Origin of the sequence: Belnapia rosea (assembly GCF_900101615.1) — a bacterium.
Classification (GTDB): domain Bacteria; phylum Pseudomonadota; class Alphaproteobacteria; order Acetobacterales; family Acetobacteraceae; genus Belnapia; species Belnapia rosea.
Genome location: NZ_FMZX01000011.1, coordinates 98,954 through 121,104, shown reverse-complemented (window position 1 = coordinate 121,104; position 22,151 = coordinate 98,954). Strand labels below are relative to the sequence as shown.

25 protein-coding genes and 1 other RNA gene are annotated in these 22,151 nt (G+C 70.2%); 11 read left to right on the top strand and 15 right to left on the bottom strand.

The window, feature by feature from the left end:
* Positions 1–18 precede the first annotated feature (18 nt).
* From BLR02_RS17790 to BLR02_RS17765, 6 genes are all read right to left on the bottom strand, one after another.
* Positions 19–744: an FkbM family methyltransferase gene (locus BLR02_RS17790; protein WP_090664134.1), complete on the bottom strand. Its 726-nt coding sequence runs from the start codon at positions 742–744 to the stop codon at positions 19–21.
* Positions 744–1,619 (bottom strand): PhzF family phenazine biosynthesis protein, encoded by an 876-nt coding sequence (locus BLR02_RS17785; RefSeq protein ID WP_176849652.1) that lies wholly within the window; start codon positions 1,617–1,619, stop codon positions 744–746. Before BLR02_RS17785 ends, BLR02_RS17790 begins: the two co-directional genes overlap by 1 nt.
* Positions 1,609–2,025, bottom strand: coding sequence for a bleomycin resistance protein (locus BLR02_RS17780; RefSeq protein WP_090664164.1), 417 nt, complete (start codon positions 2,023–2,025; stop codon positions 1,609–1,611). Before BLR02_RS17780 ends, BLR02_RS17785 begins: the two co-directional genes overlap by 11 nt.
* Entirely contained in the window at positions 2,022–2,660 is a 639-nt protein-coding gene (gene thiE, locus BLR02_RS17775; RefSeq protein ID WP_090664163.1) for a thiamine phosphate synthase, read from the bottom strand. The genes BLR02_RS17780 and thiE overlap by 4 nt, the downstream gene beginning before the upstream one ends.
* Positions 2,657–3,583, bottom strand: a complete 927-nt coding sequence (locus BLR02_RS17770) for a class I fructose-bisphosphate aldolase (protein ID WP_090565207.1) — start codon at positions 3,581–3,583, stop codon at positions 2,657–2,659. The genes thiE and BLR02_RS17770 overlap by 4 nt, the downstream gene beginning before the upstream one ends.
* A 64-nt stretch (positions 3,584–3,647) precedes the next feature.
* The gene (locus BLR02_RS17765; protein WP_090664132.1) at positions 3,648–4,118 is read right to left on the bottom strand and encodes a hypothetical protein; all 471 of its coding nucleotides are present in this window, start codon (positions 4,116–4,118) and stop codon (positions 3,648–3,650) included.
* 76 nt (positions 4,119–4,194) lie between these two features.
* Here BLR02_RS17765 and BLR02_RS17760 point away from each other — a divergent pair, with 76 nt between their 5' ends.
* The 6 genes from BLR02_RS17760 to BLR02_RS17735 all read left to right on the top strand — a co-directional run bounded on the left by BLR02_RS17760 (position 4,195) and on the right by BLR02_RS17735 (position 6,956).
* Positions 4,195–4,416 (top strand): hypothetical protein, encoded by a 222-nt coding sequence (locus BLR02_RS17760; RefSeq protein ID WP_090565211.1) that lies wholly within the window; start codon positions 4,195–4,197, stop codon positions 4,414–4,416.
* A gap of 11 nt (positions 4,417–4,427) precedes the next feature.
* Positions 4,428–4,751 carry a cell division protein ZapA gene (locus BLR02_RS17755; protein ID WP_090565213.1) on the top strand — a complete coding sequence of 108 codons (324 nt, stop codon included), beginning with the start codon at positions 4,428–4,430 and terminating at the stop codon, positions 4,749–4,751.
* Positions 4,752–4,783: 32 nt separating this feature from the next.
* Positions 4,784–4,938: non-coding RNA, 6S RNA (gene ssrS / locus BLR02_RS17750), on the top strand.
* The gene (locus BLR02_RS17745) at positions 4,925–5,518 is read left to right on the top strand and encodes a 5-formyltetrahydrofolate cyclo-ligase (RefSeq protein ID WP_090664131.1); all 594 of its coding nucleotides are present in this window, start codon (positions 4,925–4,927) and stop codon (positions 5,516–5,518) included. The genes ssrS and BLR02_RS17745 overlap by 14 nt, the downstream gene beginning before the upstream one ends.
* Before the next feature lie 18 nt (positions 5,519–5,536).
* Complete coding sequence (locus BLR02_RS17740) at positions 5,537–6,352, top strand: TIGR00282 family metallophosphoesterase (RefSeq protein ID WP_090565215.1); 816 nt, start codon at positions 5,537–5,539, stop codon at positions 6,350–6,352.
* 298 nt (positions 6,353–6,650) lie between these two features.
* Positions 6,651–6,956: a hypothetical protein gene (locus BLR02_RS17735; protein ID WP_043833271.1), complete on the top strand. Its 306-nt coding sequence runs from the start codon at positions 6,651–6,653 to the stop codon at positions 6,954–6,956.
* 92 nt (positions 6,957–7,048) lie between these two features.
* On the opposite strand, the gene BLR02_RS17730 is transcribed toward BLR02_RS17735, so the two are convergent.
* Positions 7,049–8,926, bottom strand: a complete 1,878-nt coding sequence (locus tag BLR02_RS17730; protein ID WP_090664130.1) for an AMP-binding protein — start codon at positions 8,924–8,926, stop codon at positions 7,049–7,051.
* A gap of 115 nt (positions 8,927–9,041) precedes the next feature.
* The gene (locus BLR02_RS17725) at positions 9,042–10,757 is read right to left on the bottom strand and encodes an MFS transporter (protein ID WP_245704839.1); all 1,716 of its coding nucleotides are present in this window, start codon (positions 10,755–10,757) and stop codon (positions 9,042–9,044) included.
* Positions 10,758–11,044: 287 nt separating this feature from the next.
* On the opposite strand from BLR02_RS17725, the gene BLR02_RS29575 reads away from it, so the two are divergent.
* Positions 11,045–11,182, top strand: coding sequence for a hypothetical protein (locus BLR02_RS29575; RefSeq protein WP_176849651.1), 138 nt, complete (start codon positions 11,045–11,047; stop codon positions 11,180–11,182).
* Here the strand turns inward: BLR02_RS29575 and BLR02_RS17720 are convergent.
* Positions 11,172–11,981, bottom strand: coding sequence for a ferredoxin--NADP reductase (locus tag BLR02_RS17720; protein WP_090565219.1), 810 nt, complete (start codon positions 11,979–11,981; stop codon positions 11,172–11,174). The two genes, BLR02_RS29575 and BLR02_RS17720, sit on opposite strands and share 11 nt — an antisense overlap.
* A gap of 157 nt (positions 11,982–12,138) precedes the next feature.
* On the opposite strand from BLR02_RS17720, the gene BLR02_RS17715 reads away from it, so the two are divergent.
* The 3 genes from BLR02_RS17715 to BLR02_RS17705 all read left to right on the top strand — a co-directional run bounded on the left by BLR02_RS17715 (position 12,139) and on the right by BLR02_RS17705 (position 14,884).
* The gene (locus BLR02_RS17715; RefSeq protein WP_245704838.1) at positions 12,139–13,326 is read left to right on the top strand and encodes an amidase; all 1,188 of its coding nucleotides are present in this window, start codon (positions 12,139–12,141) and stop codon (positions 13,324–13,326) included.
* An 87-nt stretch (positions 13,327–13,413) separates the two neighbouring features.
* Positions 13,414–13,944, top strand: coding sequence for a GNAT family N-acetyltransferase (locus BLR02_RS17710; RefSeq protein WP_090565221.1), 531 nt, complete (start codon positions 13,414–13,416; stop codon positions 13,942–13,944).
* Positions 13,945–13,993: 49 nt separating this feature from the next.
* A complete protein-coding gene (locus tag BLR02_RS17705; protein WP_090664129.1) occupies positions 13,994–14,884 on the top strand; it encodes an MBL fold metallo-hydrolase in 891 nt (296 codons plus the stop codon).
* Here BLR02_RS17705 and urtE read toward each other — a convergent pair.
* The 6 genes from urtE to BLR02_RS17675 all read right to left on the bottom strand — a co-directional run bounded on the left by urtE (position 14,870) and on the right by BLR02_RS17675 (position 21,387).
* Positions 14,870–15,565: an urea ABC transporter ATP-binding subunit UrtE gene (urtE, locus tag BLR02_RS17700; RefSeq protein ID WP_090664128.1), complete on the bottom strand. Its 696-nt coding sequence runs from the start codon at positions 15,563–15,565 to the stop codon at positions 14,870–14,872. The genes BLR02_RS17705 and urtE overlap by 15 nt on opposite strands.
* 3 nt (positions 15,566–15,568) lie before the next feature.
* Complete coding sequence (gene urtD / locus BLR02_RS17695) at positions 15,569–16,306, bottom strand: urea ABC transporter ATP-binding protein UrtD (protein ID WP_090664127.1); 738 nt, start codon at positions 16,304–16,306, stop codon at positions 15,569–15,571.
* Positions 16,303–17,397 carry an urea ABC transporter permease subunit UrtC gene (gene urtC / locus BLR02_RS17690; RefSeq protein ID WP_090664126.1) on the bottom strand — a complete coding sequence of 365 codons (1,095 nt, stop codon included), beginning with the start codon at positions 17,395–17,397 and terminating at the stop codon, positions 16,303–16,305. The genes urtD and urtC overlap by 4 nt, the downstream gene beginning before the upstream one ends.
* Positions 17,394–18,953, bottom strand: coding sequence for an urea ABC transporter permease subunit UrtB (urtB, locus tag BLR02_RS17685; protein WP_090664125.1), 1,560 nt, complete (start codon positions 18,951–18,953; stop codon positions 17,394–17,396). Before urtB ends, urtC begins: the two co-directional genes overlap by 4 nt.
* A gap of 53 nt (positions 18,954–19,006) precedes the next feature.
* Positions 19,007–20,251 carry an urea ABC transporter substrate-binding protein gene (urtA, locus tag BLR02_RS17680; RefSeq protein WP_218127984.1) on the bottom strand — a complete coding sequence of 415 codons (1,245 nt, stop codon included), beginning with the start codon at positions 20,249–20,251 and terminating at the stop codon, positions 19,007–19,009.
* Positions 20,252–20,478: 227 nt separating this feature from the next.
* On the bottom strand, positions 20,479–21,387 hold the full coding sequence (locus BLR02_RS17675; protein WP_090565233.1) for a DMT family transporter: 909 nt from the start codon (positions 21,385–21,387) through the stop codon (positions 20,479–20,481).
* Positions 21,388–21,463: 76 nt separating this feature from the next.
* Here BLR02_RS17675 and BLR02_RS17670 point away from each other — a divergent pair, with 76 nt between their 5' ends.
* On the top strand, positions 21,464–22,102 hold the full coding sequence (locus tag BLR02_RS17670; RefSeq protein WP_090664124.1) for an MBL fold metallo-hydrolase: 639 nt from the start codon (positions 21,464–21,466) through the stop codon (positions 22,100–22,102).
* Positions 22,103–22,151: the final 49 nt, after the last annotated feature.

Here is a 22,151-nt window from a genome sequence, read left to right as displayed (position 1 = left end):
CCGGGAAGGGGGTGCGGTTCAGCGTGCCGCCTCGGTCTTCCGCAACCGATCCAGCATCGCCGGTGCCCGTTCCCGCGGCAGGAAGTAGAAAACGAAGACATAGGGGTCGGAGGCGGCGAAGACGCTGGGGTCCGGGCTCGCCACCTGCATCGTGGCGCGGTCGAAATCGGCCATTGGCCGCCAATCGCCCCAGTGCTCCCAGAAGCCGTCATAGCCGAGCGCGTCGAGGAATGCCGGTACCGCCCAGGTGCTGCCCGGCCGGTGCCGCTCCTCAATCTCGATCGAGAGCACGGGGCGGCAGCGGCGCAGCGTCTCCGCCGCGCCGCGCAGCACCTCATATTCGGCCCCCTCGGCATCGAGCTTCACGGCCGTCAGGTCGGTGAGGCCGAATTCGTCGAGCCGCCGCATGGGCACGACGACGCGCCGCTCGCCGACGCGCGGCCCGTGCCCGGCATAGGACTTGGCCGTGCTCGCCCATTGCTCGTTCGGCACGCCGTCCACCACCGGCAGGCGCAGCACCGCCTCGCCGGTGGCATCGCCCAGCGCCTCCTGCCGCAAGGTGACATGCGGCAGGGCACCGATGGCCGCCTGCAACCGGGCGAAGCTCGCCGGCAGCGGCTCGAAGGCCAGGACGCGCGAGTTGGGCAGGGCGGCGAAGGGCAGGGTGAAGGCGCCGTCATGCGCCCCGACATCCAGCAGCGTCCCTGGCCGGTGCAGCGTGCGGTGGAAGCCGAGCTCGTCCATCAGACGAGGATGCTGCCCTGCGAGACCGGCACCACCCCGCCGCCGACCGCGGCGCGCAGCCCACCCCCGGCATCCCGCCAGGCGCGCAGCGCGAGGCGGCTCGGCCGGCCCATCTCGATGCCCTGCTCCACCTCGAGGGCAAGGCGGTCGCCGTCCGCGGCCCGCAGCAACAGGGCCGCGAGCGCGACATTGGCGCTGCCGGTCGCCGGATCCTCCGGGATGCCCTCCAGCGGCCCGAACATGCGGGCGCGCCGCCGTCCGTCGGGCAGCGGCGCGTGCAGGAAGAGGCCGGTCGCGGCGCTGACCGGCAGATGGGCGCGGAAGGCAGCCGCATCCGGGCTCGCCTCGGCCAGGGCCGCGATATCCTCGACCTCGGCGAAGGCGATGTGGTTGCCGCAGCCGCCGATCAGCGGCGCATGTGCCCTGGTGACGATGGCCGAGGCGGGAAGGCCCGCACAGGCCGCCGCCGCCCCGGCGGTGAAGGGCGCCGCCTCGGCGAAGGGCCGCGGCGCCTCGATCTCCGCGCCGATGGCCAGGCCCGCCGCGTCCCGCGTCAGCCGGGCGGTCACCCGGCCCGCCTCCTGGTCGAGCATCAGCCGGTCGCCCACGATGCTGAGGCGCTGCGCCAGCAGCACCGCCGTGCCGACATTGGGATGGCCGGCGAAGGGCAGTTCCGAGCCCGGGGTGAAGATGCGGATGCGGGCCCCGTCGCCCTCCGCTGCGAGCACGAAGACGGTCTCGGAGAGGTTGAACTCCCGCGCGACGCGCTGCATCGCGGCCGTGTCGAGCGCGGCGGCGTCGAAGACGACGGCAAGCGGGTTGCCGCCGAAGCGCGCTTCGGTGAAGACATCGGCGGTGGCGAATTCAAGCCTCATCCTGTGCCTCCGAGAAGCGGAGCAGGTAACCATCGGGATCCTGCACCAGGAATTGCCGTACCGTCACGCCGCCGGCGCCGACGCGGTAGCGCCTTATCTCGGGCGCCATGACGAGCGGCCAGCCGATCTCGGCCAGCGCCGCGAGGATCGGCTCCACCGCCTCGACCGCGATCTCGAAATTCACATGGCGGCCGAAGGGCGGCTCGGCCGGCGCCACTTCCCAACGATGCGGCCGGTCCTTCGGCAACTCGTCGAGCATGATGCGGGAGCCATCGCGCTCGATGCAGGCGAAGCCATCCTCCGGCCGGTCATAGACGACCGAGAAGCCGCAGGGCCCGCACCAGATGGCGAGGGACCGGCTGATCCCGGTCACCATCAGCTCCGGCACCAGGGCTGGGCGCCTCATCCCGCTGCTTCGGCGATTGCCCGGTTCATTGCCCGGACGCCGGCCGCCGGGCCGTCGGGGTGGTTCCAGACCGCGCCCACCACGGCGAGGAAATCCGCGCCGGCCTGCACCAGCGGGGCACAATTCGCCGCGGTGATGCCGCCGATCGCGACCGAGGGCAGTTCGAAGAATTCCGACCACCACTCCAGCAGCTCGGGCTCCGCCCGGTGCCTGGCCTCCTTGGTGGTGGTCGGGAAGAAGGCGCCGAAGGCGACGTAATCCGCCCCCGTCTCGCCCGCCTCCATCGCCAGGTGCCGGCTGCCATGGCAGGTGATGCCGAGCGTCCGGTCCGGCCCGAGCAGGCGCCGCGCGGCGGCGTGGTCGCCATCCTCCTGGCCGAGATGGGCGCCGTCGCAGCCGAGCTCGACCGCGAGGTCGGCGCGGTCATTCATCAGCACCGCGACCTCGCGGGCCTGCGCGATGGGCAGCAGCGCCTCGGTGGCGCGGCGCACCGCATCGTCATCGGCGTCCTTCAGCCGGATCTGCAGCGCCGCCACGTCGCCGGCATCCAGCGCCTCGGCCAGCAAGGCCGAAAACCCCGCCGGCTCGAAAGCCGGCGGGGTGATCAGGTAGAGGCGGCAGCCTGCCTCGCTCAGGCGGCAGGGCCCTTGTAGATGCCGATGATGTCGGAGAGCAGCTGCAGCGCCTCCGCCTTCGGCCGCTGGAAGGTGTTCCGCCCGATGATGGAGCCGTTGCCGCCGCCGGCATGGATGCCGCGCGCCATGGCCATCATGCTGTCGACCGTGCCGGACTCGCCGCCGGAGAAGACCACCAGCCGGCGCCCGCCGAAGCAGGCCTGCACCACATGGGTGATGCGGCCCGACAGCTCGGCGAGGTTCGGCACCGGCGACTTCTCGTAGGTCTTCTTCGCGGCATCGAGGAAGATCGCGTCGGTCGGCGGCTTCACCTTGATGATGTGCGCGCCCATCAGCGCCGCCATGTGCGCGGCATAGGCGCAGATGTCGAGCGCGGTCTCGCCGACCTTGTCGAGCATCGGGCCGCGCGGGTAGCTCCACACGACGACGGCGAGGCCGGCGGCCTTCGCCTCCTCCGCCATCTCGCGCAGCTCCTCCATCATCTCGAACTGGTACTCGGAGCCCGGATAGATGGTGAAGCCGATGGCCGAGCAGCCGAGGCGCAGCGCGTCGGAGACGCTGCCGGTGACGGCCTGGTCCTTGGTGGTGGAGAGGCTGTTGGAGCTGTTGACCTTCAGGATGGTCGGGATGGCGCCGGCATAGGTCGAGGCGCCGGCCTCGATCATGCCGAGCGGCGCGGCATAGGCGTTGAGCCCCGCCTCGACCGCCAGCTCGAAGTGGTAGCGGGGGTCGTAGGCGGCGGGGTTCGGCGCGAAGGACCGGGCCGGACCATGCTCGAAACCCTGGTCGACCGGCAGGATCACCATGCGGCCCGTGCCGCCGAGCTTACCCTCCATCAGGATGCGGGCGAGGTTCGCCTTGGTGCCGGGATTGTCGCTCTCGTACCAGGAGAGGATGTCCTTGACCTTGCGGGAAAGCTTCATCGGAGGTCCCTTTTCAGCCGGTATCGTGGCGGGCGGCGTCCTGTAGCGCGAGGTTGCGCCTCTGTCACCCAGGGCCACGCAGCCATAGCGCGAGCTTGTTCCGGCCGCTGCGCTTTGTGAGGTCGACCGGGCCGCAATCGAATGCCGGCGGGCGCTCCGGCCAGAGCTCCGCCCCGCATTCCGCGGCGGCCGCCCTCACGGCCGGGAAGGCGGGGCAGCCAGGGTCAAGCACTAGCAGCCGGAGTCCGGCCCGCAACGCCGCCAGCGCCTGGCCCGGGGCATCGCCGCAATCGAGCGCGGCACGGCACGGCACCCCGGGCGCCGCCTCCGTCGCCGCCGCGACCATGGCCTGGAAGGCCGCGGCGCCCAGGCTGCCCGCGGCCCCTGGCGCCGAGAGCAGCAGCACGCCCCCTGGCCCGGCCAGGGCGAGTGCCGCCATGGCCTCCGCCAGCGCGTGGACCACCACCGCCGGCGGCAGGCCGGCATTGCCTTCCCGCCCCCTGGCCTCTTGCCGTTGACCCGCTCCGGCGCCCATGCGAAGGCTTCCAGCATGCCGGGTCCGGTGCGTCCAGCGCGCAATCCGGCCCATTCTGGCGGCCCGTGGGAGCAGCATGAGCGACAGCGCGAGGGATCCGGTCGGGGCGGCGGCGGCACGGCTGGAGGCAGCGGTTGAGCGCCTGGCCGGCATCCTCACCCGCCCACGCGGCGATGCCGATATGGTGCCGCGCGCCGAGGTCGCCGCCATGGCCGAGCGGCTGGATGCGACCATCGCCCGGCTGCGCGGCGCGCTTGCCGAGGAGCTGCGGCCCGAGCCGCCTGGCGAGCCGAACTGAGGGGATTGCGCGTGGGGCAGGTCACCGTCCGGGTCAATGGCTATAGCCACACCATCGGTTGCAAGGATGGCGAGGAGCAGCATGTCGCCGCCCTTGCCCAGCAGATCGAGGACAAGGTCCGCCTGATCCGCGGCATGGGCGGGCAATTCTCCGAGGCGCGGATGCTGCTGCATGTCGCGCTGCTGCTGGCCGATGAGGGCGGCGACATGCGCGCCGAGATCGACCGGCTGCGCAGCGGCCAGCCCGCCGGCGCCGACCCGCAGCTCGCCGAGCGCCTGGCGCGCATCGCCGAGCGGATCGAGGGCCTGGCGCAGACGCTCGACCGCGCCACCTAGATATCGGCCCCCGCGGCACCTATATGGATCGGGCGGGGCTACCCGGTGCGTCAGGTAATTCATCCCCAGGGCCAATAAGCATCCTCCGGGAGCTGGCTCTGTCCGGATCTTGGTCCGGGTAACCGGTGCCCACCTGCTCACGCAGGCCTTGGGAGGATGAGACGCCAACGGCCATGGTGGCTCCGCACTCAGACAATGCAGCGTTCTGCGAGGAACTGCTCGCCGGCCTGAAGGCCGAGACGCGCCGTGCAGCCCTCGCGCGGCGCGAGGGCTGCGACCCCGCGCTCGGTACCCGGCTGGCCGAACATTTGCTGGCGGAGGCGCCGCCGCCGCCCGGCGCCATCGTCGCCGGTTTCTGGCCGATGGGGCAGGAGATCGATATCCGTCCGTTGCTGCAGGCGCTCGAGGCGCGTGGCCATGCGCTCGCCCTGCCGGTGACGCCGCGGCGCGGGCAGCCGCTGATCTTCCGCCGCTGGCGCTTCGGCGCGCCGCTGGCCCATGGACCGATGGGCACCCGGCAGCCGGCAGAGGGCGAAGTCGTCTCGCCCGACTGGCTGCTGGTGCCGCTCCTCGCCTTCGACAGGGCAGGGCGGCGCCTGGGCTATGGCGGCGGCTATTACGATCGGACGCTGCCCCTGCTACCCAGGGCTGAGGCCGTCGGCTGCGCCTTTGCCGCGCAGGAGATGGCGGAGGTGCCGGCCGGGCCGCTGGACTGGCGGCTGGCGCAGGTGGCGACGGAACAGGGCGTGGTGCGATGCAGCGTGTAAGGCTTGGGGCGTGAACGGTTGAGAATCCTCTTCCTCGGTGATGTCGTCGGCCGCAGCGGGCGCGACGCGCTCACCAGCCATCTCCCCAGCCTCCGTGCCACGCTCCGGGCCGACCTCGTCGTGGTGAATGGCGAGAATGCCAGCCACGGCTTCGGCCTTGCCCCCGACATGGCGCGCGCCTTCCTCGCCGCCGGCGCGGATGTGATCACCCTCGGCAACCATGCCTGGGACCGGAAGGAGATCATCCCCTTTCTGGAGACGGAGCCGCGCGTCATCCGCCCGGTGAATTTCCCGCCCGGCACGCCGGGGCGCGGCGCCGTGGTGGTGGATGTGCCCGGCAACCGGCGCGCGCTGGTGGTGAATGTCATGGGCCGTCTCTTCATGGACCCGCTGGACGACCCGTTCCGCGCCGTCCAGGCCGAGCTGCAGAGGCACCGCCTCGGCCAGACCATCCAGGCGGCGGTGATCGACGTGCATGCCGAGGCGACGAGCGAGAAATACGCCTTCGGCCACAGCTTCGACGGGCTCGCCAGCCTGATCGTCGGCACCCATACCCATACGCCGACGGCGGATCACCAGATCCTGCCCGGCGGCACCGCCTACCAGACCGATGCCGGCATGTGCGGCGACTATGACAGCGTCATCGGCATGCAGAAGGGCGGCGCGGCCCTGCGCTTCTGGCGCAAGATGCCGGGCGAGAAGCTGGCCCCGGCCGAGGGGGCGGCCACCCTCTGTGGCCTGTTCATCGAGACGGATGACGCGACGGGGCTGGCCACGCGCGTGGAGCCGGTGCGGCAGGGCGGGCGGCTGTCCCAGGCGATGCCAGGCGCCTGAAAGCCGAATTGAAAGGTTCAAACCACCTCAATTCGCTTGAGGTGGCGCCTGCCAAGCCGTTGAAAGCATTAAGGGCCAGCCCCGAATTTTAGCGTTTGAGGGGTTGAGGCGGGGGTTTCGGGGAGTTGGGCGCGAAGCGGCATTGGGCGAAGATTCCTATAACGGCCCGACGCCGCCTTGGCAATCCGCTCTGGTTTGGTGACTTCCCGGGCGAAAACCCCATCAGGAGGGCTGCTCTCGACCCAAAGCAGCTCCATGTGTCTAGCGACCCACGGTCCACTTACCTACTTACCCAAGCATGTCTCGCTCCCCTGCGGCCGACCTGGCCCCACTCATCAAGCTCCTGCAAGCGGGCGTCCCACCTGCCCGCGCTGCCGCCGAATTCTCCCGCGTCCTGGCGATCTGGACGGCTGAACTCAAGGACGATGGCGAGCAGCTACAGGAGCGGCTCTCCGGCCTGGCCGAGCAGATGACGACCGGGATCGAGGAAATGCACGAGGGCATCGCCGAGGCGAGCGACAAAGGCAAACCTACGCTGCGGCGGATACTGGCGACACATGAGGCGGTGCTTGACGAGGTGCGGAAGGCTCAGGGGGCGGGGTAGGCACCCCACCGCCCCGCCAGGAAGGCTGCCGCGGCAGGCGACCCAATCCAGGCCTTCAGTCCTGTTGCGCGGCGCGTGATTGGGTTTTCACCCTATCGCCCGAGGCTCGCCTGCATCTCCTCGAGGATGGCCGGGTCGTCGATGGTGGGCGGCACGGCATAGCTTTCGCCATCGGCGATCTTGCGGAGCGTCGCGCGCAGGATCTTGCCGCTGCGCGTCTTCGGCAGGCGCGTCACCACCTTCGCATCCTTGAAGGCGGCGACGGGGCCGATCCGCTCGCGCACCAGCGCCACCAGCTCCCGCGCCAGATCGGCCTCGGGCCGGGCCACGCCGGATTTCAGCACGACGAGGCCGAGCGGGACCTGGCCCTTCAGGCTGTCCTTCACCCCGAGCACGGCGCATTCGGCGACATCCGGGTGGCCCGCCAGCACCTCCTCCATCGCCCCGGTGCTGAGGCGGTGGCCGGCGACGTTGATGATGTCGTCGGTGCGGGACATGACGGAGACATAGCCATCGGCATCGATGACGCCGGCGTCGGAGGTGTTGTACCAGCCGGGGAAGGCCTCGAGATAGGCCTCGCGGCAGCGGTCGTCGGCCTGCCAGAGGGTCGGCAGGCAGCCGGGCGGCATCGGCAGGCGGATGGCGAGCGTGCCCGTCTCGCCCGGCGGCTGGGGCTGGCCGGCATCGTCGAGCGCCGCCACCTCGTAGCCGGGCGAGGGCTTGCCGCCGCTGCCGAAGCGCGGCTCGAACAGGCCGAGGCCGCGGAAATTGCCGGTGATCGCCCAGCCCGTCTCGGTCTGCCACCAATGGTCGATCACCGGGCGGCGGAGCAGGCCGGCGGCCCATTCGGCGGTCGGCGGGTCGCAGCGCTCGCCGGCAAGGAAGAGGGCCTGCAGCGCGGAGAGGTCGTGCCCGGCCATCAGCCGCCCCTCCGGGTCCTCGCGCTTGATGGCGCGCATCGCGGTCGGCGCGGTGAACATGGCCGTCACCCGGTACTGCGCGCAGACCCGCCAGAAGGCGGAGGCATCCGGCGTTCCGACCGGCTTGCCCTCATAGAGCACCGTGGTCGCCCCCGCGAGCAGCGGCGCATAGACGATGTAGGAGTGGCCGACGACCCAGCCGACATCGGAGGCGGTGAACATCACGTCGCCGGCGCCGAGGCCGTAGAGCATACGCATGGAATTGTGCAGGGCCACCGCATGGCCCCCGTTGTCGCGGACGACACCCTTGGGCTTCCCCGTGGTGCCGCTGGTGTAGAGGATGTAGAGCGGGTCGGTCGCGGCGACCGGCACGCAGGGATGCGGCGTGGCGGCGGCCTCGGCCTCCAGCAGGTCCTCGTCGCGGCCGGGGGTGAGGGTGCAGTCGAGCTCCGGCCGGCGCAGGATCAGGCAATGGTCCGGCTTGTGCGGCGAGAGGCCGATCGCGGCATCGAGCAGCGGCTTGTAGGCGACGACGCGCCCCGGTTCGATCCCGCAGGAGGCGGAGATGACGAGCTTGGGTCGTGCATCGGCGATGCGTGCCGCGAGCTCGGCCGCCGCGAAGCCGCCGAAGACGACGGAATGCACCGCGCCGAGCCGGGCGCAGGCCAGCATGGCGATCGCCGCCTCCGGCACCATGGGCAGGTAGATGACGACGCGGTCGCCGGCGGCGATGCCGCGCGCCGCCAGCGCGCCGGCGAGCTTCGCCACGCGCGCGAGCAGCTCGTCATAGGTGAAGCTCCTGCTCCGCCCCGTCACCGGGCTGTCGTAATGCAGCGCCGGCTGGGCACCGCGCCCGGCCGCGACATGGCGGTCGAGCGCATTGTGGCAGGTGTTCAGGCGCGCATCCGGGAACCAGCGTCCGTAGACCCCGGCCTTGGGGTCGAAGATGGCGGCCGGTGCCCGCTCCCAGTCGATCCCGCGCGCCGCCTCGCGCCAGTACCCCTCCGGGTCGGCCCGCCAGGCGGCATAGGTCGCGTCATAGCCCTGCATGGTTTCGCTCCCCGTTTGGACGGAGCCTCGCAAGCCATCCGTCCGTCGGCAAGCGGCATGAAAAAGGGCGCCGGGGAATACCCCCGGCGCCCCTGGCGGAAGCCCGTCGCGCCGGTCAGCGCTGGGCGGAGGACGCGTCGTTGAAGATGTCGCGGTTCTTGGTCTCCGGCACGAAGAAGGCGCCGATGACGACGGTCAGCCCCGCGATCACGATCGGGTACCACAACCCGTAATAGACGTCGCCGGTCTGCGCGATCATGGCGAAGCTCGTCGCCGGCAGCAGCCCGCCGAACCAGCCATTGCCGATATGGTAGGGCAGCGACATGGAGGTGTAGCGGATGCGGGTCGGGAAGAGCTCGACCAGCGCCGCGGCGATCGGGCCGTAGACCATGGTGACGTAGATCACCAGGATGGTCAGCACGCCGATCAGCACCGCCGGCTGCTCGCGGAAGATGTCGAAGGGGTTCGACATCTTCACGACGGTCGGGTTGGAGGCGGCCGGGTAGCCCGCAGCCGTCAGCGCCGCGCCGAGGTCACGGGCGAAGGTCGGCGAGTTGGCCTGGAGCAGCTGCCCACCCTGGATGCGGACGGCGGCCGGCGTGCCGGGTGCCGCCTCCTCGACGGTGTAGTTGACCGAGGCGCGGGCCAGCGCCGCCTTGGCGAGGTCGCAGGGCTCGGTGAATTTCGCCGTGCCGGTCGGGTTGAACTGGAAGGAGCAGGTGCTCTTGTCGGTCACGATCTGGACCGAGATCTCCGAATGCGCCTTGTGCAGGGCCGGGTTGGCCTCCGCGCTCAGCAGCTTGAAGAGCGGGAAATAGGTCAGCGCCGCGAGCAGGCAGCCACCGAGGATAATCGGCTTGCGGCCGATCTTGTCGGAGAGCCAGCCGAAGAGCACGAAACCGCCCGAGCCCAGCAGCAGCGACCAGGCGATCAGCATGTTGGTGGTGAAGCCATCAACCTTCAGCACGCTGCCCATGAAGAACAGGGCGTAGAACTGGCCGGTGTACCAGACCACCGCCTGGCCCATGACGAGGCCGAGCAGCGCGAACAGCGCCACCTTGGCGTTCTTCCACTGGCCGAAGGCCTCGCTCAGCGGCGCCTTGGAGCCGGTGCCCTCGGCCTTCATCTTCTTGAAGGCCGGGCTCTCCTCCATCTGCAGCCGGATCCAGACGGAGATGCCGAGGAGGGCGATGGAGACGAGGAAGGGGATGCGCCAGCCCCAGGCCCGGAAGGCCTCGTCGCCCAGGGCGAGCTGGGTGAAGAGGATCACCAGCAGCGAGAGGAACAGGCCCGCCGTCGCCGTGATCTGGATGAAGGAGGTGTAGAAGCCCCGCCGCCCGTTCGGCGCGTGCTCCGCCACATAGGTCGCGGCCCCGCCATACTCGCCGCCGAGCGCCAGGCCCTGGAGCATGCGGAGGATGATGAGGATCACGGCCGCCGAGATGCCGATGCTGGCCGAGGTGGGCAGGATGCCGACGATGAAGGTGCTGCCACCCATGATGAGGATGGTGACGAGGAAGGTGTATTTCCGCCCGACCAGGTCGCCGAGCCGGCCGAAGACCAGGGCGCCGAAGGGCCGCACCAGGAAGCCCGCGGCGAAGGCCAGCAGGGCGAAGATGTTGCGCGTCGCCTCGTTGAACATGGGCTGGCCATCGGCGCCCAGCGGGTTGAAGAAATTCGCCCCAATGACGGCGGCCAGCGAGCCGAAGAGGTAGAAGTCGTACCACTCGAAGACGGTACCGAGGGAGGAGGCCAGGATGACCTTCCGTTCCTCCTTCGTCATCGGCGGCACCTTGGCGCCGGTGGTCGTTGCTGCGGTATGCGCGCTCATTTCCTGCCCTTTCCCCCCGCCTTCCGGCATCGGGTTCGCGTCCACGGGCAAACGGAGGCCGAACTGGCCTGCCGTTCTCCCCCTGCAACGCAATCTCCGGAAGCCGCGGCCGGACCTCAACTATTAACAAGATTACGATATATTTAGCTCGGCGCAAGAATCCATCCGCATCTGCGGCCTACGGGAGCCGGGCGGGATGGAGGATGGCATGCGGCATGGGGCAGGAGGGGCAGCGGAACCGGCCAAGCGGGCGCCCGAGCAGCTTGGTGCCGCTTTGGCCGGAGCCGATGGCGCGCAATCGCGGCATGCTTGGCGGCGCCCAGCCTTATTGCCGGATTATTGCCGAAAATTCAGAAAAGCGCCGCGTGCGGATCGATTGCCACCATTTTGTGGCCGGTGAGCGACGGCGCCCAGCTATTTCGTGACGAAGGCCTTCTCGAGCACATAGCTGCCGGGCTCGCTGTTCGAGCCTTCGGTGAAGCCCCGCGCCTCCAGCATCGCCTTCACATCGGCATTCATCGCCTCGGAGCCACAGAGCATCACCCGGTCGCGCTCCGGCGAGAGCGGCGGCAGGCCGAGATCGGTGAAGATCCTGCCGGATTCGATCAGGTCGGTGATCCGGCCCTGGGTGATGAAGGGCTCCCGCGTCACGCTCGGGTAGTAGAGCAGCTTGCCGGCCAGGATCTCGCCGAGGAATTCGTGCCGCGGCAGCTCCTCGGAGATGTACTGCCGGTAGGCCAGCTCCTTCACCTCGCGCACCGTATGAGCGACCACGACATGCTCGTAGCGCTCATAGACATCCGGCTCGCGGATCAGGGACATGAAGGGGGCGAGGCCGGTCCCGGTCGCCAGCAGCCAGAGGGTCTTGCCCGGCAGCAGGTTCTCGGTGAGCAGCGTGCCTGTTGGCTTCTTGCCGATCAGCACCGTGTCGCCGGGCTGGATATGCTGCAGGCGGGAGGTCAGCGGCCCGTTCTGCACCTTGATGGAGAGGAATTCGAGCTCCTCGTCCCAGGGCGGGCTGACGATGGAATAGGCCCGCACCAGCGGCTTGCCATCGACCATCAGCCCGATCATGGCGAACTGGCCGGCGACGAAGCGCAGGCCCGGATCCCGCGTGCAGCGGAAGGAGAACTGGCTGTCGGTCCAGTGATGGACCCAGGTCACCGTCTCCCCATTGAAGGCGGGCGGGATGGCGGGCTTGGGGCGGGGAGCGATGGCATCCATGGCAAGGCTACATGCTGCGCTGCGGCGAAAAGTGCAACAGCCGTAGCGAGAGGCCTGCCATGCGCGGGGCAGATTGATCTTTGCCGTGAAGCCGCCGGCAGGGCAGGATCATCGCGCAACAGGCCAGCAGACCGAGGCGACCAGCATGCCGGATGCCATGACCGACCGTGACGGCCCCTTCATGCCCGGCCCCCGGCTGGAGATCGCCGGCGCGCCGGACGGGCCGCTCGCCGGCCTCGGTTTCGCGGTGAAGGATCTCTACGACGTCGCCGGCAGCCCGACCGGCTACGGCAACCCGGACTGGGCCCGCACCAACCCGCCCGCGGCGGCGACCGCGCCGGTGGTGCAATCCCTGCTGCAGGCGGGTGCCAGCCTGCGCGGCAAGACCAAGACCGTCGAGCTCGCCTACGGGCTGACGGGCGAGAATGTCTGGTATGGCACGCCGGTGAACCCGGCGGCGCCGGACCGCTTTCCCGGCGGCTCCTCCTGCGGCTCGGCCGCGGCGGTGGCGGCGGGCCTGGTCGATTTCTCCATGGGGTCCGATACCGGCGGCTCGGTCCGCATCCCGGCCAGCTATTGTGGCGTCTTCGGCATCCGGCCGAGCTGGGGCGCCATCAGCCTCGCCGGCGCCCGCGGCCTCGGGCCGAGCTTCGACACGCCCGGCTGGTTCGCCGCCCGTGCCTCCGTCCTCGCCCGCGTCGGGCAGGTGCTGCTGCCGGAGGATGGGGCGGGCCCCGGCCTTGGGCCGCTGCTGAAGGTGGACGATGCCTGGATCAATGCCGTGCCGGCCACCGTCGTCGCATTGGCGGAGCCGATGCTGGTGCTGGAGCGGCTGTTCGGCCGGGCGCTGCGGGTCGATGTCGCGCCGGAGGGGCTGGATGCGCTCTACGAGCATTTCCGCTGCGCCCAGGCGGAGGAGGCCTGGGCCACGCTCGGCTCCTGGGTGGAGGCGGTGGGGCCCGAATTCGGCCCGGGGGTGAAGGAGCGCTTCGCCGCCGCCCGCGCGATGGACCCCGCCAAGGCGGCCGCCGGCCGGGCCTTCCGCCGCGGCTTCCAGGCCCGGATGCGGGCCCTGCTGGCCGGCGGGGCCGTCCTCGTCTACCCGACCTCGCCGGTGCCGGCGCCGAAGCTCGAGGCGAGCCAGGCGGAGCAGAATGCCGTGCGGGAGCGCAGCATGGGCGTCACCGCCATCGCCGGCCTCGCCGGCCTGCCGGAGGTCAGCCTGCCGGTCGGCCGGGCCGAGGGGGCGCCGGTCGGCCTCTCCCTGGTGGCCGCGGCGGGGCGGGACCGTGCCCTGCTGGACCTCGCGGAGCGCCTCGCGGCGGAACTCGGCCTGCCGGTCTGAGGGGCTGGTGGACCGTTCCGCTTGTCCCCGTCGCCCATGGCGGTTAGGACGGGGCCGGAACCGCCTCCAGATGCCAGGGATTGCCGCATGATCATCCGTGATGCCGGCCCAGACGACCTCCCGGCCATCACCGCCATCTATGCCCATCATGTCGAGCATGGCGCCGGCACCTTCGAGGAGGTGCCGCCCGACCAGGAGGAGATGGCCCGGCGCCTGCGCCATGTTCAGGGCGAGGGCTGGGCCTGGCTGGTCGCCGAGGCCGAGCAGGGTGAGGGACAGGGCATCATCGGCTTTGCCTATTACGCCCAGTTCCGCGACCGCTCCGCCTATCGCTATACGGCGGAGGACAGCATCTATGTCCGCAACGACGTGCGCGGCCAGGGCGTGGGCAAGGCGCTGGTGGCCGCGCTGCTGGAGCGTGCCGCCGAGGCCGGCTTCCGCCAGATGTTCGCCCTCATCGGTGACAGCGACAATGTCGGCTCCATCGGCCTGCATGTCTCGCTCGGCTTCCGCCAGGCGGGGGTGCTGAAATCGGCCGGGGTGAAGTTCGGCCGCTGGGTGGATCTCGTCTTCATGCAGCGCGGCATCGGCATGGCCGACCGGGACCTTCCAGGCTGACATTTCAGCGCCGATCCCGCATGCTGCCCCGGCAGCACAGGGGGATGTCATGGCGGAGACGTCCGGCCCGGCGATCCGGGCCTTCTTCGATGACGCGACCAATACGGTCAGCTACCTGGTCTGGGACCCGGCGAGCCTGGAAGGCGCCGTCATCGACCCGGTGCTCGACTGGGACAACCGTGGCGGGACCGCCGATACCGGCGGCGCCGATGCCATCCTGCGCGCCGCCGAGGCGGAGGGGGTGCGGCTGGCCTGGGTGCTCGAGACCCATGTGCATGCCGACCACCTGACGGCCGCGCCCTATATCAAGGCGCGCAGCGGCGCCCGGATCGGCATCGGCGAGCATATCCGCGATGTCCAGGCGATCTTCCGCCCCGTCTTCGATGCCGCGGACCTCGCCCCCGATGGCGGCGATTTCGACCGGCTCTTCGCCGATGGCGACCGCTTCCCGCTCGGTGGCCTGACCGTCGAGGTGCTGCATGTGCCGGGACACACGCCGGCCTGCATCGCCTATCGCATCGGCGATGCCGCCTTCGTCGGCGATACGCTCTTCATGCCGGATTACGGCACCGCCCGCTGCGACTTCCCGGGCGGCGATGCGCGCATGCTCTGGCGCAGCATCCGCCGGCTGCTCGACCTGCCGCCCGCGACGCGGATCTTCACCGCGCATGACTACAAGGCGCCGGGCCGCGAGCACTTCGCCTGGGAAAGCACCGTCGCCGAGCAGCGCGCCCGCAACCCGCATGTGAAGGACGGGGTGACGGAGGATGAGTTCGTCGCCATGCGCGAGGCGAAGGACGCGAAGCTGGCGCCGCCGGTGCTGCTGCTGCCCTCGATCCAGGTGAACATGCGGGCCGGGCGCTTCCCGCCGGCTGAGAGCAATGGCGTGCGCTACATGAAGATCCCGGTCGTGCTGCGGGGCGGGCTACACGGTCAGTAGGCGGCGGACGGCCTCGTCCTCCAGCTCCTCGACCCGGCCGCCCAGCGCCACCTCGCCGCGCACCATGACGGTGATGCGGTCGGCCAGATCGCGGGCGAATTCGAAATACTGCTCGACCAGCACCACGGCGAAGTTCTTCTCCCGCGCGAGGTGGCGGATGACGCGGGCGATGTCCTTGATGACGGAGGGCTGGATGCCCTCGGTGGGCTCGTCGAGGATCAGCAGCCGCGGCCGCGCCGTCAGCGCGCGGGCGATGGCGAGCTGCTGCTGCTGCCCGCCCGAGAGGTCGCCGCCGCGCCGCCTGAGGAACTGCTTCAGGATAGGGAAGAGGGTGAAGATCTCCTCCTCCGGCACCGATGCGCCGCGTGGCGCGGCGGCCAGCGCCGTCTCGAGGTTCTCCTGCACGGTGAGAAAGGGGAAGATCTCGCGGCCCTGAGGGACGTAGCCGATGCCGGCCCGGGCCCGCTCGGCCGGGGCCATGCCGGCGATGTCCCGGCCTTCCCACAGGATGCGGCCGGACTGGATGCGCTCCAGCCCGACGATCGCCCGCATCAGCGAGGACTTGCCGACGCCGTTGCGCCCGAGCACGCAGGTGATGCGGCCGGGGTCCGCCTCCAGCGAGACGCTGCGCAGGCAGCGGCTGGCGCCGTAGGAGAGGTCGATGGTCTCGACACGGAGCATGGGTCAGCGTCCCAGATAGACTTCGATGACCCGCGGGTCGTTCTGCACATGGTCGATGCTGCCCTCGGAGAGCATCGTGCCCTCGCAGAGCACCGTCACCTTGCTGCCGAGGGCACGGACGAATTCCAGGTCGTGCTCGACCACGACGACGCTGCGCTGGCCGGCGATGCGGACGAGGAGGGCGGCGGTGTGCTCCGTCTCCTGGTCGGTCATGCCCGCTACCGGCTCATCGACCAGCAGCAGCTCCGGGTCCTGCATCAGCAGCATGCCGATCTCGAGCCATTGCCGCTGGCCATGGCTGAGGATGGCGGCGCGGTCCCCTGCCCGGGCGGAGAGGCCGACCTCCTCCATCACGGATTCGATCCGCCGGCGGGCCTCGCCCGAGAGCACCCAGCGCAGGCAGGCCAGGGGGCCGCGCGGTGCCTTGAGCGCCAGCTCCAGGTTCTCGAACACCGTCAGCGCGTCGAACATGGTCGGCTTCTGGAATTTCCGGCCGATGCCGAGATTGGCGATGGTCGCCTCGTCGAGCCGCGTCAGGTCATGCTCGCGGAAGCGCACCACGCCGGCGGTCGGCCGCGTCTTGCCCGTGATGACGTCCATCATCGTGGTCTTGCCGGCGCCGTTCGGGCCGATGATGGCCCGCAGCTCCCCCGCATCGACGATGAGGGAGAGGTTGTTCAGCGCCTTGAACCCATCGAAGACGACCGAGACGCCGTCGAGATAGAGGACGGGCTCGCTCATCTGGGCGCCTTCGAGAACAGGCCGATCAGGCCGCGCGGCAGGAAGAGGGTGACGGCGACGAAGAGGCCGCCGAGGGCGAAGAGCCAGAGATCCGGCGCGACGGTGGTCAGCCAGGTCTTCAGCGCATTGACCGAGAAGGCGCCGAGCAGCGCGCCGATGAGCGTGCCGCGGCCGCCGACCGCCACCCAGATCACCGCCTCGATGCTGTTCCCCGGGCTGAACTCGCCGGGGTTGATGATGCCGACCTGCGGCACGTAGAGCGCCCCGGCGAGACCTGCGATCATCGCCGAGAGGACGAAGACGAAGAGCTTGTGCCGCGTCACGTCATAGCCGAGGAAGCGCACCCGGCTCTCGGCGTCGCGAATGGCGACCAGCACGCGCCCGAGCTTCGACTGCGCGACCCAGGAGCATAGCCAGAGCGCGCCGAGCAGCAGCAGGAGCGAGGCGTAGAACAGCGTGCTGCGGGCCGCCGAGGTGTTCAGCGGCATCCCCAGCAGCTCCTTGAAGTCGGTGAAGCCGTTGTTGCCGCCGAAGCCCATGTCGTTGCGGAAGAAGGCGAGCATCAGCGCATAGGTCAGCGCCTGGGTGATGATGGATAGGTAGACGCCGGTGATGCGGCTGCGGAAGGCCAGGAAGCCGACCACCCCGGCCAGCAGGCCCGGCACCAGCATCGCCATCAGGATGGCGAAGGGGAAGTGGTCGAAGCCCAGCCAGTACCAGGGCAGTTCCTGGTAGCCGAGGAAGACCATGAAATCCGGCAGGGTGGGGTGGCCATAGACGCCGCGCGGGCCGATCAGCCGCATCAGATGCATGCCGATGGCGTAGCCGCCGAGGGCGAAGAAGGCGCCATGGCCAAGCGAGAGGATGCCGGCATAGCCCCAGGCCAGGTCGATGGCGAGAGCCAGGATGGCGTAGGTGATCCACTTGCCGGTGATGCTGACGATGAAGTCGGAGACATGCAGCGCGCTGTCCGCCGGCAGGCGGTTCAGCGCCGGCAGCAGGGCGAGGATCAGCACGGCGCCGATCAGCACCAGCCGCAGGGTCATCCGGCCGAAGCCGCCGGGCGCAGGTACGGCGAGGGACGCGCTCATGATTCGGCCGCCCTGCCCTTGAGTGCGAAGAGGCCTCGCGGCCGCCGCTGGATGAACAGCATGATGGCGACGAGGACGAAGACCTTGGCCAGCACCGCGCCGGCATAGGGTTCCAGCACCTTGTTGACGACGCCGAGCGTCAGCGCGCCGACGAGCGTCCCGGCCAGCGAGCCGACGCCACCGAAGACCACGACCATGAAGCTGTCGATGATGTAGCCGGTGCCGAGATTGGGCGAGACATTGTCGATCTGGCTGAGCGCCACGCCCGCCATGCCGGCGATGCCTGAACCAAACGCAAAGGTCAGCGCATCGACGCGGCCGGTGCGGATGCCCATGGTCGCGGCGATGCGGCGGTTCTGCACCACGGCGCGCATCTCGAGGCCGAAGCGGGTGAAGCGGATGGCGGCGATCACCAGCAGCAGCACGGCGATGCCGAAGACGATGATCCAGAGACGGTTCTGCGTCACCGCGATGCCGCCCGGCAGCATCAGCGTGCCCTGCATCCAGGCCGGCGAGGTGACCTCGCGGTTCTGGGCGCCGAAGATGGTGCGGACCGCCTGCTGCAGGATCATCCCCACGCCGAAGGTCATCAGCAGCGTCTCGAGCGGGCGGCCGTAGAGGTGGCGGATGAGGCCGCGCTCCAGCACCGCGCCCGCCGCGGCGGCGACGAGGAAGGCCGCGGGGACGGAGAGCGGCAGCGACCAGGGCGCCAGCCAAGGGATGCCGCGGCAGGCCTCCTGCACGACGAAGGTCGCATAGGCGCCGAGCATGACGAATTCGCCATGCGCCATGTTGATGACGCCCATGACGCCGAAGGTGACGGCGAGGCCGAGCGCGGCCAGCAGCAGCACGGAGCCGAGCGAGAGGCCCTGGAACAGCGTCTCCGCCGCGCGGCGGATCGACAGCGCCCGGTCGATGGTGGCGATGGAGACGTCGATCGCCGTCACCATGGATGGGTTGGCGGCGCGGGCCTCGATCAGCAGGGCGCGGGCCTCGACCGTGCCGGCGGCGCCGAGCCGGGCGATGGCGTCGCGCTTGGCCGACTCATCCGGTGCAACGAGCTGCGCGGCGGCGAGCGCCAGCTCCATCCGCGCCTTCACCCCGGCATCCGCCTCGCGGGCGATGGCGGCCTGCAGCAGCGGCACGTCCTCGGCGCTGCGCGAGCGGAAGATCGCATCCGCCGCCGTCGCCCGCTCCGCCGCGTCGGGCGAGACGAGCTGCAGCCGGCCGAGCGCGCCGCGGAGCGCCTGGCGCACGCGGTTGTTGAGCCGCACCGTCTCCGCCCCGGCGGCGTCCGTTGGCTGGCCGGTGGCGGCGTCGACGGGGCCGGGCAGCAGCAGGCGGCCATCGGCGGTCTTCTGCAGCTTGCCCTCCTGCAGGGCGCGCAGCAGCGGCAGCGCGCGCGGGTCGCCCAGCGCGCCGAGCTGCTCGACCGAGGTGGCGATGTCGCCGAAGCTGCCGGCGAGGCCGGGCAGGGCGGCGGTGTAGGCATCCTGCGCCCTGGCCGGCAGCGCCAGCCACAGCAGCAAGCCCAGGGCCAGGAGGAACTGTCTCATATCGACTTTCAGGAATGGGCGGCGCCGGGGGAGGCCCGGCGCCGTGGTCACGCTCAGCGGCGGCGGTTCGCGTTCTCGGGGATGAAGGGCGACCAGTTCTCGGCCTTCACCGCGTTCGGCGTCTTCCAGACGATGTTGAACTGGCCGTCCTCCTGCACCTCGCCGATGAGGACGGGCTTCGAGAGGTGATGGTTCGGCAGCATCTCCTCCTCATAGCCGCAGGGGGCCATCAGCTTCTGGCCGATCATCGCGGCGCGCACGTCGTCGACCTTGGTGGACTTCGCCCGCTCGACGGCCTGGGTCCACATGCGGAAGCCCGTGTAGGTGGCCTCCATCGGGTCGTTGGTGACGCGCTTCGGGTTCTTGATGTAGCTCTGCCAGAGCTGCTTGAACTCGGTGTTCGGCGTGCCGGGGACCGACATGAAGTAGTTCCACGCCGCCAGGTGGCCGACCAGCGGCTTGGTGTCGATGCCCGCCAGCTCCTCCTCGCCGACCGAGAAGGCGACGCAGGGGATGTCCTCGGCCTTGATGCCCTGGTTGCCGAGCTCGCGGTAGAAGGGGACGTTGGCGTCGCCGTTGATGGTGGAGACGATGGCGGTCTTCTTGCCCTCGCCGGCGAAGCGCTTCACCCGGGCGACGATGCCCTGCCAGTCGCTGTGGCCGAAGGGGGTGTACTCCTCCATGATGTCGGCATCGCCGATGCCCTTCGACTTCAGGAAGCCGCGCAGGATGCGGTTGGTGGTGCGCGGATAGACGTAGTCGGTGCCGAGGAGCGCAATGCGCTTCGCTTCGCCGCCATCCTTCGACATCAGGTACTCGACCGCCGGGATCGCCTGCTGGTTCGGCGCGGCGCCGGTGTAGAAGATGTTCTTGCTCTCCTCCTCGCCCTCATACTGGACGGGGTAGAAGAGCATGCCGTTCAGCTCCTCGAAGACGGGGAGGACGGACTTGCGGGAGACCGAGGTCCAGCAGCCGAAGGTCACGTCCACCTTGTGGACCTGCAGCAGCTCGCGCGCCTTCTCGGCGAAGAGCGGCCAGTTGGAGGCCGGGTCGACCACCACCGCCTCGACCTTGCGGCCCATCACGCCGCCCTTGGCGTTCACCCAGTCGACCATCATCAGCACGGTGTCGCGCAGCGCGGTCTCGCTGATCGCCATGGTGCCGGAGAGGGAGTGCAGCACGCCGACCTTGATCGGGGTGCCCTGGCCGAAGGCGGGGCGGAGGGCGGGCATGGCCAGCGCGGCGCCGAGGCCGCCGAGCGCCGCGCGCCGCGTGAGGATGGGAGAGGTCGAGGTCACCAGTTTTCCTTCCTTTTAAGACCTTGGCCTTCAATCCCAGGGCGGGGACGCCCTTGGGCCTGTGCAGCCTTGGCGGCAGGCAGCCGCATCACCCCCCTGGGGTGCCGGGTTGCGGAGAGGTCTTTGCGAGATGCGTGCCAGCCGATCGGGGCCGGGTTCACGCCGGCGCGATCTGAGATTGCCCCTAATTCAGGCAGATGGACGAAGTTTCATCGCAGCCTGCAGCCTCAGCGGGCAGGTCGATTCACCAGCCAGAGCCCGAAGACGACGAGGGCCACCGCGACCCCGAAGAGCTGGCCGAGCGGCTCGCCCAGCAGCACGGCACCAGCCAGCACGCCGAAGATCGGCGTCAGCACGCTGAAGGCCGCCAGGCGCGAGGCGGAGTATTGCGAGACGAGCCAGAACCAGAGCGCGTAGCTGGCCCCGGCGATTCCGGCCGCCTGGTAGATCAGCGCGCCGATCGCCAGCGGCTCGGGCGAGATCCGGAAGGGCTCGCCGAGCAGCGGCGAGGCCAGCAGCAGCAGCGGGGCGGAGACGGCGAGCTGATAGAACAGCACCAGCATCGGCCGGGCCCGGCGCAGGGCGGAGGCCTTCACCAATACGGTCGTCGCGCCCCAGAGCGCGCCGCCGATCACGCAAAGCAGGTCGCCGAGCAGGGCCTGCTCGCCGCCCGGCGCCCAGAGCCCTTCGAGGAATGCCAGCACCAGGCCGCTGAAGGCGACCAGCAGGCCGATCGCCTTGGCCCGCGTCAGCCGGTCGTCCGGGATCAGCCAATGCGCCCCGATCGCCACGAAGAAGGGCGCGCCATAGAGGAAGACGACGCCGCGCGAGGCCGTGGTCAGGCCGACTCCGACATAGACGGCGATGAATTCCACCGCGAAGAGCACCCCGGCCACGATGCCCGGCAGCAGCGTGCCGTTCCGCTGCCAGTCACCGAAGCCGATGCGGCGCCACCGGCACCAGCCGAACAGCAGCACGGCCGCGATGAGCGAGCGCAGTCCGGCCTGCAGCACCGGCGGGATGCCCTGGTTGCCGAGCTTGATCGCCACGAGGTTGAGGCCCCAGACGAGGCAGAGGAACAGCATCAGGCCAATGGCCCGGGGCGGGAGCGCGCCGCCGCGTGTCGAGTCCGGCATGGGGCGAGGCTGCGGCGGACGGGCAGCGGCGTCCAGCCCGCTTGCCGCGATGGGGCCGGGTGCCTAGGCTCCGGGGATGCTGAAAGCCGCCATCATCCCCGTCACGCCATTCCAGCAGAATTGCGCCCTGCTCTGGGACGAGGCGAGCCTTCGCGGCAGCGTCATCGACCCTGGGGGGGAGGTGGACCGCATCCTCACCGCCATCGGCGAGCTGAAGCTCTCGATCGACAGCATCCTGCTCACCCATGGCCATATGGACCATGCCGGCGGGGCGGCGGAGCTGAAGGAGGCGCTGCCCGGCACGCCGCCGGTGATCGGGCCGGACCGGCGCGACGAATTCCTGCTGGAAGGGCTCGAGGCGCAGGCGGCGAAATACGGCATGGCGGCGCGCAACCTGGTGCCGGACCGCTGGCTGACGGAGGGCGAGAGCGTCGCCATCGCCGGCGAGGAATTCGGCGTGCTGCACTGCCCGGGCCATACGCCGGGGCATGTGGTCTTCGTGCAGCCGGGGCTGCGGCTGGCGCTGGTCGGGGACGTGATCTTCCGCGGCTCGGTCGGCCGTACCGACTTCCCCTATGGCGACCACGAGGCCCTGCTGGCCGCCATCCATGGCAAGCTGCTGCCGCTCGGCGACGACATCGCCTTTCTCTGCGGCCATGGCCCGGGCTCGACCCTCGGGCATGAGCGGGTGCGCAACCCCTTCCTCAGGGAATGATGCGCGTCGCGGATCAGGCCGCGGCCCGTACGCCGCCCGGCAGCAGAAG

Bases quoted from the DNA above. Each gene is read 5' to 3' on its own strand.
- BLR02_RS17710 (WP_090565221.1), top strand. From the start codon at position 13,414: ATGATCATCCGTGATGCCGGCCCAGACGACCTCCCGGCCATCACCGCC.
- urtC (WP_090664126.1), bottom strand. From the start codon at position 17,397: ATGAGCGCGTCCCTCGCCGTACCTGCGCCCGGCGGCTTCGGCCGGATG.
- urtD (WP_090664127.1), bottom strand. From the start codon at position 16,306: ATGAGCGAGCCCGTCCTCTATCTCGACGGCGTCTCGGTCGTCTTCGAT.
- BLR02_RS29575 (WP_176849651.1), top strand. From the start codon at position 11,045: ATGGCGCGCAATCGCGGCATGCTTGGCGGCGCCCAGCCTTATTGCCGG.
- BLR02_RS17770 (WP_090565207.1), bottom strand. From the start codon at position 3,583: ATGAAGCTTTCCCGCAAGGTCAAGGACATCCTCTCCTGGTACGAGAGC.
- BLR02_RS17725 (WP_245704839.1), bottom strand. From the start codon at position 10,757: ATGAGCGCGCATACCGCAGCAACGACCACCGGCGCCAAGGTGCCGCCG.
- urtB (WP_090664125.1), bottom strand. From the start codon at position 18,953: ATGAGACAGTTCCTCCTGGCCCTGGGCTTGCTGCTGTGGCTGGCGCTG.
- BLR02_RS17735 (WP_043833271.1), top strand. From the start codon at position 6,651: ATGTCTCGCTCCCCTGCGGCCGACCTGGCCCCACTCATCAAGCTCCTG.
- BLR02_RS17705 (WP_090664129.1), top strand. From the start codon at position 13,994: ATGGCGGAGACGTCCGGCCCGGCGATCCGGGCCTTCTTCGATGACGCG.
- BLR02_RS17675 (WP_090565233.1), bottom strand. From the start codon at position 21,387: ATGCCGGACTCGACACGCGGCGGCGCGCTCCCGCCCCGGGCCATTGGC.
- BLR02_RS17760 (WP_090565211.1), top strand. From the start codon at position 4,195: ATGAGCGACAGCGCGAGGGATCCGGTCGGGGCGGCGGCGGCACGGCTG.
- BLR02_RS17765 (WP_090664132.1), bottom strand. From the start codon at position 4,118: ATGGGCGCCGGAGCGGGTCAACGGCAAGAGGCCAGGGGGCGGGAAGGC.
- BLR02_RS17745 (WP_090664131.1), top strand. From the start codon at position 4,925: ATGGTGGCTCCGCACTCAGACAATGCAGCGTTCTGCGAGGAACTGCTC.
- BLR02_RS17780 (WP_090664164.1), bottom strand. From the start codon at position 2,025: ATGAGGCGCCCAGCCCTGGTGCCGGAGCTGATGGTGACCGGGATCAGC.
- urtE (WP_090664128.1), bottom strand. From the start codon at position 15,565: ATGCTCCGTGTCGAGACCATCGACCTCTCCTACGGCGCCAGCCGCTGC.
- BLR02_RS17730 (WP_090664130.1), bottom strand. From the start codon at position 8,926: ATGCAGGGCTATGACGCGACCTATGCCGCCTGGCGGGCCGACCCGGAG.
- BLR02_RS17670 (WP_090664124.1), top strand. From the start codon at position 21,464: ATGCTGAAAGCCGCCATCATCCCCGTCACGCCATTCCAGCAGAATTGC.
- BLR02_RS17715 (WP_245704838.1), top strand. From the start codon at position 12,139: ATGACCGACCGTGACGGCCCCTTCATGCCCGGCCCCCGGCTGGAGATC.
- BLR02_RS17790 (WP_090664134.1), bottom strand. From the start codon at position 744: ATGGACGAGCTCGGCTTCCACCGCACGCTGCACCGGCCAGGGACGCTG.
- BLR02_RS17785 (WP_176849652.1), bottom strand. From the start codon at position 1,619: ATGAGGCTTGAATTCGCCACCGCCGATGTCTTCACCGAAGCGCGCTTC.
- BLR02_RS17720 (WP_090565219.1), bottom strand. From the start codon at position 11,981: ATGGATGCCATCGCTCCCCGCCCCAAGCCCGCCATCCCGCCCGCCTTC.